The sequence below is a fragment of the Corynebacterium guangdongense genome (genome assembly GCF_030408915.1).
GTDB lineage: Bacteria > Actinomycetota > Actinomycetes > Mycobacteriales > Mycobacteriaceae > Corynebacterium > Corynebacterium guangdongense.
Genome location: NZ_CP047654.1, coordinates 2,633,778 through 2,645,797, shown reverse-complemented (window position 1 = coordinate 2,645,797; position 12,020 = coordinate 2,633,778). Strand labels below are relative to the sequence as shown.

Here is a 12,020-nt window from a genome sequence, read left to right as displayed (position 1 = left end):
CCGGCATTAACGTCCGGCAGGATTGGAGACATGATGCTGACCCGTACCCGCCTGATCACCATGATCGGGGCCCTCGCCACTTCGGCGACGCTCCTGGCCGGTTGCGGTGGCACCACCGTCACCAGTGACGACGTGGAGGCTACCGGGGAGACCAGCGTGGCACCGCTGGATCGTTCCGCGACGTCCTCGACGTCCTCGACGTCCCCGGCGAGTTCGGAAGCGTCAGAGGACAAGGACAAAGACAAGGACACCGGGACCGGCAGGTCCTCGGAGCCGTCGGAAAGCGCGGGTGTCGCCGCGCCTGCCCCGCCCGCTCCGCAAGACCGGGGCGCCCGGGAGATCTCCGAGATTCCGGAACAGCAGCCGGCGCACAGCAGGGAGGACGAGTCCTTCCTGACGGCCGTGGCCGAGGAGGGGATCAACGTCGAGGGCGTCGAGTCCCAGCTGATCGGCGCCGCCCGCACCGTGTGCGCGGAGGAGTCGGGGCCGGTGTCGGACGCCACCGCCCTGGCCGTCGCCGGCCAGTTGACCGCGCAGGACCGGACCGATCTTCCGGCCGAGGACGTCAGCGAAATCCTCGAGAACGCCGCCCGCGAGTCCTACTGCCCCTAGCCCGGGCTTGTCACCGGCGTGCCCGGGGCCAATTTAGGCCCCGTCGGCGGGCACGGCCCGACACCACCAGAACCCGTCCGTCCCCGGGCGGGTTCTGTTCACCACTCCTGAGGAAGACCCCCATGCGCAAAGCCATCACCGTCATCGCCGTCGTGCTCGTTCTCGTCCTGATCGGCGCGGGCGCGTACTCCTGGCTGTCCTCGTCGGATCGCTCGCCGATTCCCGAGTCCCAGCGCGACGACCTGCCGGGGTTGGAGGAGATCACAGAACCCGACTGGTGCCCCGACGTCGAGATCGTCTCGACCGGAGGCACGTGGGAGTCCTGGCCGACCGACGACCCCTTCAACCCCACGTTCAACCCCAACTCCTTCATGCTGTCGATCACCGGGCCGCTGCAGGCCGCCTACGACATCAACGACGTGCGCGTCTGGACCACCCCGTACACCGCCCAGTTCAAGAACATCAACTCCCAGGGCGAGATGAGCTACGACGAGTCCCGGGCGGAGGGCACCGCCCGCGTCACCGGCGAGCTCCGGCACATCCACCAGACCTGCCCGTCCACGGACTTCATCCTCATGGGCTTCTCGCAGGGCGCCGTCATCACCGGCGACGTCGCCGACCAGATCGGTGGCGGGCAGGGCGTGATTCCGGCGGAGAAGGTCAGGGGCGTCGCCCTGATCGCCGACGGCCGCCGGGAGCCCGGCGTGGGCGTCAACCCGGGCGTGGAGGTCGACGGCATCGGCGCCGAGATTTCCCTCCAGCCGGTCAGCGGACTCATCCAGTTCGTCGTGCCCGGCGCGACGATGACGGGGGAGCGGCCCAACGGCTTCGGTGCGCTGGCGGACCGCACCTACCAGATCTGCGCGCCGGAGGATTCCGTCTGCGACGCCCCCTACGACATCGGCAACGGCATCGACCGGGCCATGGGCCTGGTGGAGGCCACCGGGATCCATGCGCAGTACGCCAGCAACCCCGACGTCATTCCCGGAACCACCACCACGCAGTGGGCGATTGACTGGGCGCACGGGCTGATCAACCAGTAGCATTTTCCGTCCCACGTGTAACACGCGGGAACTTTTGTCAGACTAACTGAATGGCCTGGGAACCTGATAGGTTTACCCGGGAACGTACAGAATCGGACGGTCGCCCCCTCGTGCTGGCCGGACACGACAACCCTCATCCGAAATCCACTTACCACGGAGGCAACACCCCATGGATCTTGAGAAGGCGATCGCGCAGTTCTTCGACGAGAGCGGCAACATCCGGCTCGCCCCGCAGCTGACCCTGGCGGGTCTGTCGGAGCTGATGTACCAGGGTGACCTGCAGATGGGCGGCGGTGAGCGTCACTGCATCCGTTTCTGGGACTTCTCCGAGTCGCGCGAAGGCGTGGCGGTGGACTACAACCGCACCGAGATCAACACCCGCATCAAGGCCGTCGCCGCGCGTCTGCAGCAGGTTGCCAAGATGGGTGACCGCATCGCCATTCTCGCCGGAAACTCGCCGGAGTACCTCTTCGGCTTCATCGGCGCCCTCTACGCCGGCATGGTCCCGGTCCCGCTCTACGACCCGAACGAGCCGGGTCACGGCGACCACCTCCGCGCCGTCATCGGCGACTCCGAGCCGACCGTCGTGCTGACGAACAAGGCCTCCGCCGGCGCGGTCCGCGAACACTTCGCGGACATCCCCTCCCGCGAGCGTCCGCGCATCCTCTCCGTCGACTCCCTGCCGGACACCCTGGCCGAGTCCTACCAGAACCCGGCGTCGACCCTGCAGGGCCAGCAGATGGCGATGATGGCCACCCAGCTGCCGATCGACACCACCGCGTTCCTGCAGTACACCTCCGGTTCCACCCGCACCCCGGCCGGTGTGGTCCTGACCAACCGCTCCATCCTCACCAACGTCCTCCAGATCTTCGCGGGCGCGAAGCTGCAGATGCCGCTGCGCCTGGTCACCTGGCTGCCGCTGCACCACGACATGGGCATCATCCTCGCCGTGTTCGTCATCATGCTGGGCCTGCCGATGGAGATCATGAGCCCGCGCGACTTCATCCAGCAGCCGTCCCGCTGGACCCGCCAGCTCGCCTCCCGCGGTGAGAACGACGTCAACACCTACGCCGTCGTCCCGAACTTCGCCCTCGAGCTGGCCGTGCGCTACGGCAAGCCGGAGGAGGGCCAGGACTTCTCCAACGTGGACGGCATCATCATCGGGTCGGAGCCGGTCTCCGAGTCCGCCGTCGAGAACTTCGCCGAGGTCTTCGTCCCGGCCGGCCTTAAGCGCGAGGCGCTGCGCCCGTCCTACGGCCTGGCCGAGGCGTCCCTGCTGGTGACCACGCCCCAGACCGAGAACCGTCCGGTCATCTCCCACTTCGACCGTGATGAGCTGGCCGGCGGCAAGGCCGTCCTCGTCGAGCGCGGCAGCGATAACGCCGTCGCCTTCGCCTCCAACGGTCAGGTCGTGCGCCCGCAGGCCCTGACCATCGTCGACCCGGAGACCAAGGCGGAGCTCGCCGACGGCCTGGTCGGCGAGATCTGGACCAACGGCCAGAACACCGCCGCCGGTTACCTGGACCGCCCGGAGGACACCGCCGAGACCTTCGGTCAGAAGCTCGGCGAGCGCCTCGGCGAGGGGTCCCGCGCCGAGGGCTTCCCCGACGAGGGCTGGCTCGCGACCGGTGACCTGGGCACCATCATCGACGGGGAAACCTACATCACCGGCCGCCTGAAGGATCTGGTCGTCATCGCCGGTCGCAACCACTACCCGCAGGACATCGAGGCCACGGTCCAGGAGGCCAGCGCCCACGTGCGAGCCGACTCCATCGCCGCCTTCGCCATCCCGGGCGAGGCCTCCGAGCAGCTGGTCATCCTGGTCGAGCGCGCCGACGACGCCGACTCCTCCGGCGACGAAGCCGCCGTCGAGGACATCCGCGCGGCGGTCGCCTCCACCCACGGCGTGACCCCGGCCGAGATCCGCTTCCACGCCCCGAACGAGATCGCCCGCTCCTCCTCGGGCAAGATCGCCCGTCGCGTGAACCAGAAGGCGTACCTGGCCGAGCGCTAGCCATAGCCGCAGTCGGCCCATCGGCCCGAGGACCAGTCCTGGTCCCCGGGCCTTTGCTGTTACTCTCGGGGTGGTCCAGGTCACTGTCTCCGGCGGAGGTGCGCCCCATGATCACGGTGTCGCAGTCCCTCGCGGCCGCCCTGCTCAGCTGCACCGACGTCACGTTCGGGCTGATGGGTAACGGCAACGCCCACCTCATCGACGCCCTGGAGCGGGGTGGCCGGCCCATCCTCTCGGTGCGCCATGAGGTCGCCGCCGTCGCCGCCGCCGACGCCCACCACCGCGTGAGCCGTCGGTTGGCCGTAGCCACCACGACCCACGGCCCCGGCTTCCTCAACACCCTGACCGCGCTGGCCGACGCCCGCGTCGCGGGCACCCCGCTGCTGCTGGTCACCGGCTGCGCCCCTGGCTCGGGGCGCCGGTCCGCCGACGTCGACCAGGAGTCCCTGGCGGGGGCGCTGGGCGTGGCCACCCTCACCGTCCACCCCGGTTACGCCGCCACCGCCGTCATCGAGGCGGCCCGCGCCGCGCTCACGGGGCGCACTCCGGTGGTGGTCGCCGTCCCGCGGGACGTGGCGACCGTGCCGAGCACCGACCCGGAGCCCCCCGGGCTGAGCCTGCCCGTCCGCGAGCGTGCTCCCGTCGACGTCACCGCGCTGCTCGCCGACGCCGAGCGACCCCTCATCCTCGCCGGCCGGGGCGCCCGGGACGCCGTCGCCCACGTCCGTGAGCTGGCGGTGCGCCTGGGTGCGGACGTCGCGACGACGGCCCCGGCGCGGGGGATCTTCCACGGGCTGGCTGGCGTGCGTGACCTGGGCGTCTGCGGGGGCTTCAACACGAGTCCGGAGGAGATTCGCGCCGCCGACGTCGTCCTCGTCCTCGGCGCCGGGCTCAACGATTTCACCGTGGACTCCGGGGCGGCCTTCGGTCCGGGGGCGCGGGTGATCCAGGTGGACCGGGCGCCGGCGGCGACGCATCCCCGGGTCGGCGTCTTCCTCCGCGGGGACGTGGCCGACGTCGTCGCTGATCTGCGGCGGCGCCCCGCATCGCGGAACCCGCCCCCGCCGCCGGAGCCGGGCGGGGAGCTCGCCCCGGACGGCCGACTGGATCCCCGTGGCCTGTTCACCGCCCTCAACGACATGCTGCCCGTGGACAAGCTCGTCACCGTCGACGGCGGACACTTCATCGCCTGGCCGAACCTGTACCTGGACCTGGCCGGGCCCGACCACATGATCATGCAGGGCACCGCGGTGCAGTCGATCGGGATGGGTTTCGGGGCGGCCGTCGGCGTCGCCGCGGCGGCAGGGGAGCGGCTGGTCGTGGCGGTGACCGGAGACGGCGGCGGGCTCATGGGGCTGGCCGACCTGGACACGCTCATCCGGGTGGCGGAGCGCTGCCTCGTGGTGGTGGTCAACGACGCCGCCTACGGCGCGGAAATCCACCAGTACGCTCCGGCCGGGCTGCGCGAGCGCGCGATGCTCATCGACGAGGTGGATTTCGCCGGTGTCGCCCGCAGTCTGGGCGCCCGGGCGGACACCGTGCGCACGCACGCGGACCTGGCCGGAGCGCGGGAGTGGCTGGCGGCCGGAGCGGCGGGCACCTATCTGATCGACTGCCGGGTCTCGCGCAGCGTCGTCGCCCCCTTCATTCGCAGGGTGGCGGCGGAGCCCATAGCGCATTCCCTCCCTGACGGTTAGCCAGTGCGACGGATGCGGCTGTAGAGTGGACAACTTTATAAGAACGGGACACACCACGACCGCGATTTGCCTGCGGAAAGAAACGCCGTGGAACAATAGTCCGATAAAGGTCCAGATACCCCCGAATGACGTAAGGAAGTGGCTGCTTCATGAGCTCGATGACCGAACAGGAGCTTGTGGCCTGGTTGAAGAACTGGGTCGCAGACATCACCGGCGTCGACCCCTCGGAGGTCACGGAGACCACGCCGCTCGAACGCTACGGCCTGTCCTCCCGGGACGCCGTCGTCATGTCCGGGGAGCTGGAGAATCTCCTGGGCACCCAGCTCGACGCGACCATCGCCTACGAGTACCCGACGATCGCGCAGCTGGCCAAGCGGCTGATCGAGGGCGAACCGCGTCGCGAGCAGGCCGCCCGGACGGCCCGACGGGCGCCGCTCCGCGCCGACAAGCCTGGCGTGCACGACATCGCCATCGTCGGCGTCTCCGCCCGCTTCCCGGGCGCCGAGGACAAGGACGCCTACTGGGACCTGCTGGCCGAGGGGCGTTCGGCCACCTCGGAGCGCCCCCTGGGCCGCTGGTCCGAATACTCCGGCGACGAGGTCGTCGTGGAGAAGATGGCGTCCGTTTCCACCGCCGGCGGCTACCTCGAGGACATCGCGGCCTTCGACAACGAGTTCTTCGGCCTGTCCCCGGTCGAGGCCACCAACATGGACCCGCAGCAGCGCATCCTGCTCGAGTTGACCTGGCACGCCCTGGAGAACGCCCACATCCCGGCCAATGAGCTGCGCGGCGAGTCCGTCGGGGTCTTCGTGGGCTCCTCCAACAACGACTACGGGATGATGATCACCGCGGATCCGGCGGAGGCGCACCCCTACGCCCTGACCGGCACCGCCAGCTCCATCGTCCCCAACCGCATCTCCTACGCCTTCGACTTCCGGGGCCCGTCCGTCAACGTCGACACGGCCTGTTCCTCCTCGCTGGTGGCGACGCACTACGCCGTGCGCGCCCTGCGCGACGGTGAGGCCGACGTCGCCATCGCCGGTGGCGTCAACATTCTGGCCAGTCCGTTCGTCTCCACCGCCTTCGGCGAGCTCGGCGTCATCAGCCCGACCGGCGCCATCCACGCCTTCTCCGACGACGCCGACGGCTTCGTCCGCGCCGAGGGCGCCGGTGTGCTGGTGCTCAAGCGCGTCGAGGACGCCATGGCCGACGGTGACGAGATCCTCGCGGTCATCAAGGGCTCCGCCGTCAACTCCGACGGCCACTCCAACGGCCTGACCGCCCCGAACCCGGAGGCCCAGGTCGACGTGCTCGAGCGCGCCTACGCCGACGCCGGCGTCGACCCGCGCGAGGTCGACTACGTCGAGGCCCACGGCACGGGCACCATCCTCGGCGACCCGATTGAGGCGACCGCCCTGGGCGCAGTCCTGGGTGAGGGCCGCACCGCCGCCAACCCGACGCTGCTCGGCTCCGTGAAGTCCAACATCGGCCACTCCGAGTCGGCCGCCGGCGCGGCCGCCCTGATCAAGGTCGTCGGCGCAATCCGGAACGACACCATCCCGGCCTCGATCAACTTCAGCGAGCCCAACCGCTACATCGACTTCGACGCCGAGCATCTCGAGGTCGTCGAGGACCCGCGCGAGTGGCCCGAGTACTCCGGCCGCAAGATCGCCGGCGTCTCCGGCTTCGGTTTCGGCGGCACCAACGCCCACGTCGTCGTCAGCGACTTCGATCCGGCCGACTACCTCGACCTCGACGCAGAGGTCGCGCAGTCGGCTTCGGAGCCGGCCCCGTCCCAGCTCATCGATCCCGAGGATCCGAACGGCGTCGTCCTGCCGGTCTCGGGCCTGCTGGCCTCACGCCGTCGCCAGGCGGCCGCCGTGCTCGCGGACTTCCTCGAGGGCCGTGCCGACGAGGACCTCGTCCCGGTGGCGCGCTCCCTGGCCGGCCGCAACCACGGCCGCGCCCGCGCCGCGGTGACCGCCAACACCGTCGCCGACGCCGTCACCCGCCTGCGCAAGATCGCCGAGGGCAAGACCTCCCTCGGTTCCGTCGCCGCCGACTCCCCGGCGACCCTGGGCCCGGTCTTCGTCTACTCCGGCTTCGGCTCCCAGCACCGCAAGATGGCCAAGAAGCTGCTGGAGATCAGCCCGCTGTTCGCCGCCCGCCTCGAGGAGCTCGACGCCTTCGTCGACTTCGAGTCCGGCTGGTCCATGCTGGAGCTCATCCGCGACGACGAGCAGACCTACAACACCGAGACCGCCCAGGTCACCATCACCGCCATCCAGATCGCCGTCACCGACCTGCTCGCCGCCTTCGGCGCGACGCCGGCCGGCGTGATCGGCATGTCCATGGGCGAGATCGCCGCGGCCTACGCCGCCGGCGGCATCTCCGCCCAGGACGCCATGCTCATCGCCTGCCACCGCGCCCGCCTCATGGGTGAGGGCGAGGAGATGCTCGCCGGCACCGAGAACGAGGGCGCCATGGCGGTCGTCGAGCTCACCCGCGAACAGCTGGCCGAGTTCAACTCCGAGCACACCGAGCTTCCCGACGTCGAGCCGGCCGTCTACGCCGGCCCGGGGATGACCACCGTCGGCGGCAACTACAGGGCCGTCGACGCGCTCGTCGCCCAGCTGGAGGAGGAGGGCAAGTTCGCCCGCAAGCTGCAGGTCAAGGGCTCCGGTCACACCTCCGCGCTGGATCCAATCATGGGCGAGCTCGAGGGCGAGATCGCCGGGGTGGAGGCGCGTCCGATCACCGTTCCGCTGTACTCCTCCGTCGACCGCGGCGAGGTCTACCAGCCGGGCGCCGTCGTCCATGACGACCGCTACTTCCTGCGCATGACCCGCCAGCCGGTGTGGCTGCAGGACGCCACCGAGCAGGCCCTGGCCGCCGGCCACGAGACGCTCGTGGAGATCGCGCCGAACCCGGTGGCGATCATGGGCATGATGAACACCGCCTTCAGCGTCGGCAAGTCCGACGTCCAGCTGCTCTTCGCGCTCAAGCGCAAGGTCGAGGAGACCGAGAGCCTGCGCGACCTGCTGGCCAAGCTCTACGTCCAGGGCGCGCCGATCGACTTCGGCGTCGCCTACGGTGACGGCCCGCGCCTGAGCGCGCCGCTGACCGAGTTCAAGCGCCACCGCTACTGGACCAACGCCCGGCCGTCCTCGACCCGGGCCGCCAGCGGCCTGCCGGGCACCCGCGTCACCCTGCCGGACGGTCGGGTCGCCTTCGCCACCGACGCCGACCAGGCGCCGAGCGCCATCGCGCTCATGGAGACCGCCGCCGCGGCCGTGAACCCGGCCGCCGAGCTGGTCGCCACCGAGGATCGCGCCACCCTGCCGGCCTCCGGTGAGGTCACCACCATCGTCGACCCCGGCCTGGGCGGTCTGCGGATCACGGTCCACGCCGTCGCGGAGAACGGGACCGGCACGCTGGTCGCCGAAGGTTTCGCCTCCACCCTGGGGGCGACGGGCACGGCCGGCGCCGCGCTGCCGGGTGTCGCCGACGCCGCCACCGTCGAGGCGGCCACCGCCGCGGTCACCGAGCAGTACGACGCCCTGCGCATCTCCACTGACGAGGTCTCGGTCGAGGCCGTCCGCTGGGATCCCGCCTCCGGCGAGACCGTCGAGGCCCGCCTGCGCGCCATCGTCTCGGAGTCGATGGGCTACGACGTCGACGACCTGCCGGCCGAACTCCCGCTCATCGACCTGGGCCTGGATTCGCTGATGGGCATGCGCATCAAGAACCGCGTCGAGAACGATTTCCAGATCCCGCCGCTGCAGGTGCAGGCGCTTCGCGACGCCTCCGTCGCCGACGTCGTCGCGATGGTCGAGGAGGCGGTGGCCAGCCGCGGCCACGAGCCGGCCCCCGCCCCGGCCGTGACGCCGGAGCCGCAGGAGGTCGCCGGCCATCCGGAGGCCGGCCTCACCGCCGCCGACGTGCCCTCCGGCCCGGCGCCGGCGGGCGTGGGCGTCGCCCCGCGCGACGCCTCCGAGCGCATGGTCTTCGGCACCTGGGCCAAGGCGACCGGCAAAGCCGCCGCCGGCGTCAAGAGCGAGCTGCCGCCGCTGACCGACGAGCAGGCCGCGGAGATCGCCGAGCGACTGAGCGAGCGCTCCGGCATCGAGGTGACCGCGGACGCCGTCCGGCAGGCGCAGACCCTCGAGCCGCTGGCGGACCTGGTTCGCGAGGGCCTGGAGACCGCCGTGGAGGGCAACGTGCGCGTGCTCCGCCCGCGCACGGAAGGCAGCGACAAGCCGGCCGTGTTCATGTTCCACCCGGCCGGCGGCTCCTCGGTGGTCTACGAGCCGCTGAGCCGCCGCCTGGACTCCGACGTCCCCGTCTACGGCGTCGAGCGTCTGGAGGGCAGCCTGGAGGACCGCGCCGCCGCCTACGTGGCGGACATCGTCCGCTACTCCGAGGGCAGGCCCGTCGTTCTCGGCGGCTGGTCCTTCGGCGGCGCGCTGGCCTACGAGGTCGCCCACCAGCTCCGCGACACCGACGTGGCGGTGGACTTCATCGCGCTGCTGGACACCACCCAGCCGTCCGAGCCCGCCCCGGACACCATGGAGGAGACCAAGGCCCGCTGGCAGCGCTACGCGGACTTCGCGGCCCGGACCTACGGACTTGAGTTCGAGGTCCCCGTCGAGCTGCTGGAGACCGCCGGCGAGGAGGCCATGCTCGGCATGCTCGAGCACTACCTGGCCAGCACCGACGCCTCCGCGCACGGCCTGTCCGCCGGCGTGCTGGAGCACCAGCGGGCGTCCTTCGTGGACAACCAGATTCTGGCCCGCATCGACTTCCGCCGCTGGGCCGAGGTCGACGTGCCGGTGCTGCTGTTCCGCTCCGAGCGCATGCATGACGGCGCCATCGAACTGGAGCCGGCCTACGCCCACATCGACGAGGACGGCGGCTGGGGCAAGATCGTCAAGGACCTGGAAATCGTGCAGCTGCCGGGCGACCACCTGGCGGTTCCCGACGAGCCGGTCATCGGTATCGTCGGCGCACACATGATGAAGAGGATCAAGTAGTGAGCACCACTGCAGAGAAGCTAGCTGACCTGCGCGAGCGCCTGGAGAAGGCGCAGGACCCCGGTTCCGAGAGCGCCCGCGCCCGCCGCGACGAGGCCGGACGCTCGACCCCGCGCGAGCGCATCCACCGCCTGCTTGACGACGGCACCTTCGCCGAGATCGGCGCCCTGGGCAAGACGCCGGGCGACAAGGACGCGGTCTACTCCGACGGCGTCGTCACCGGGTACGGGCGCATCGACGGCCGTCCGGTGGCGGTCTACGCCCACGACAAGACCGTCTACGGCGGCTCCGTCGGCGTCACTTTCGGCAAGAAGGTCGTCGAGATCATGGAGTTCGCCATCCGCATGGGCATGCCCGTCATCGGCATCCAGGACTCCGGCGGCGCCCGCATCCAGGACGCCGTGACCTCCCTGGCCATGTACTCGGAGATCTCCCGCCGTCAGCTTCCGCTGTCCGGCCGCAGCCCGCAGATCTCCATCATGATGGGCAAGTCCGCCGGCGGCGCCGTCTACGCCCCGGTCACCACCGACCTGGTCGTCGCCGTCGACGGCGAGGCCGAGATGTACGTCACCGGCCCGGCCGTCATCAAGGAGGTCACCGGCGAGGAGATCTCCTCGGCCGAGCTCGGCGGTGCCCGCCAGCAGGAGCTCAACGGCAACGTGCAGGCCGTGGTGGCCAACGAGGAGGACGCCTTCGACTACGTCCGCGACTACCTCGGCCACATGCCGCTGACCTGCTTCGACGACGCCCCCGTCGTGCCCGCCCCCGCCGACGAGGAGGTCATGGGCGAGCCGGGCGACGAGCTGGACACCTTCCTGCCCGACGACACCAACGCCGGTTACGACATGCATGACCTGCTCGAGCAGCTCGGTGACGACGGGGACCTGCTGGAGCTGCAGGAGAACTTCGCCCCGAACATCATCACCGCGCTCGGGCGCATCGACGGTCGCTCCGTCGGCTTCGTGGCCAGCAACCCGATGCACCTGGCCGGGTGCATCGACGCCGACGCCGCGGACAAGGCCGCCCGTTTCATCCGCATCTGCGACGCCTACAACATCCCGATCGTCTTCATCGTCGACACCCCGGGCTACCTGCCGGGCGTGGAGCAGGAGCGGCAGGGCCTCATCCACCGCGGCGCCAAACTGGCCTACGCCGCCGTGGAGGCGACCGTGCCGAAGGTGACGCTCATCGTGCGCAAGGCCTACGGCGGCGCGTACGCCGTCATGGGTTCCAAGAACCTGGCGGGCGACCTCAACTTCGCCTGGCCGACCGGCCAGATCGCCGTCATGGGCTCGGCCGCCGCCGTCGTCATGATCCAGGGCAAGCAGCTCGCCCAGATCGAGGACGAGGAGCAGCGCAACCACATGAAGAAGGTGTTCATGGACTTCTACGACGAGACCATGACCTCGCCCTACGTCGCGGCCGAGCGCGGCTACATCGACGCCATGATCCAGCCGCACGAGTCCCGTCTCATGCTGCGCCAGGCACTGCGCCAGCTGCGCACCAAGAACGTCGAGGATCTGCCGAAGAAGCACAACATCATGCCGATGTAGGCCCGGCTCCCCGCGTGAACCCGGCCCCGCCCCCGTGTACGGGGAAGCGGGGCCGGGTTCTGCCGTTC

At 70.5% G+C, this 12,020-nt stretch carries 6 protein-coding genes; all 6 read left to right on the top strand.

The window, feature by feature from the left end:
• The first annotated feature begins 30 nt into the window (after positions 1-30).
• The 6 genes from CGUA_RS12435 (at position 31) to CGUA_RS12410 (ending at position 11,952) form a co-directional block, all read left to right on the top strand.
• The gene (locus CGUA_RS12435; protein WP_290196168.1) at positions 31-612 is read left to right on the top strand and encodes a DUF732 domain-containing protein; all 582 of its coding nucleotides are present in this window, start codon (positions 31-33) and stop codon (positions 610-612) included.
• Between the two features lie 122 nt (positions 613-734).
• The gene (locus tag CGUA_RS12430; RefSeq protein ID WP_290196165.1) at positions 735-1,655 is read left to right on the top strand and encodes a cutinase family protein; all 921 of its coding nucleotides are present in this window, start codon (positions 735-737) and stop codon (positions 1,653-1,655) included.
• 169 nt (positions 1,656-1,824) lie between these two features.
• Positions 1,825-3,669, top strand: coding sequence for a FadD32-like long-chain-fatty-acid--AMP ligase (locus CGUA_RS12425; RefSeq protein ID WP_290196162.1), 1,845 nt, complete (start codon positions 1,825-1,827; stop codon positions 3,667-3,669).
• A gap of 107 nt (positions 3,670-3,776) precedes the next feature.
• On the top strand, positions 3,777-5,366 hold the full coding sequence (locus CGUA_RS12420) for a thiamine pyrophosphate-binding protein (protein ID WP_290196161.1): 1,590 nt from the start codon (positions 3,777-3,779) through the stop codon (positions 5,364-5,366).
• A 149-nt stretch (positions 5,367-5,515) separates the two neighbouring features.
• Positions 5,516-10,399 (top strand): polyketide synthase Pks13, encoded by a 4,884-nt coding sequence (pks13, locus tag CGUA_RS12415; protein WP_290196159.1) that lies wholly within the window; start codon positions 5,516-5,518, stop codon positions 10,397-10,399.
• Positions 10,399-11,952 carry an acyl-CoA carboxylase subunit beta gene (locus CGUA_RS12410; protein WP_290196157.1) on the top strand — a complete coding sequence of 518 codons (1,554 nt, stop codon included), beginning with the start codon at positions 10,399-10,401 and terminating at the stop codon, positions 11,950-11,952. Before pks13 ends, CGUA_RS12410 begins: the two co-directional genes overlap by 1 nt.
• Positions 11,953-12,020: the final 68 nt, after the last annotated feature.

Bases quoted from the DNA above. Each gene is read 5' to 3' on its own strand.
- CGUA_RS12435 (WP_290196168.1), top strand. From the start codon at position 31: ATGATGCTGACCCGTACCCGCCTGATCACCATGATCGGGGCCCTCGCC.
- pks13 (WP_290196159.1), top strand. From the start codon at position 5,516: ATGAGCTCGATGACCGAACAGGAGCTTGTGGCCTGGTTGAAGAACTGG.
- CGUA_RS12425 (WP_290196162.1), top strand. From the start codon at position 1,825: ATGGATCTTGAGAAGGCGATCGCGCAGTTCTTCGACGAGAGCGGCAAC.
- CGUA_RS12420 (WP_290196161.1), top strand. From the start codon at position 3,777: ATGATCACGGTGTCGCAGTCCCTCGCGGCCGCCCTGCTCAGCTGCACC.
- CGUA_RS12430 (WP_290196165.1), top strand. From the start codon at position 735: ATGCGCAAAGCCATCACCGTCATCGCCGTCGTGCTCGTTCTCGTCCTG.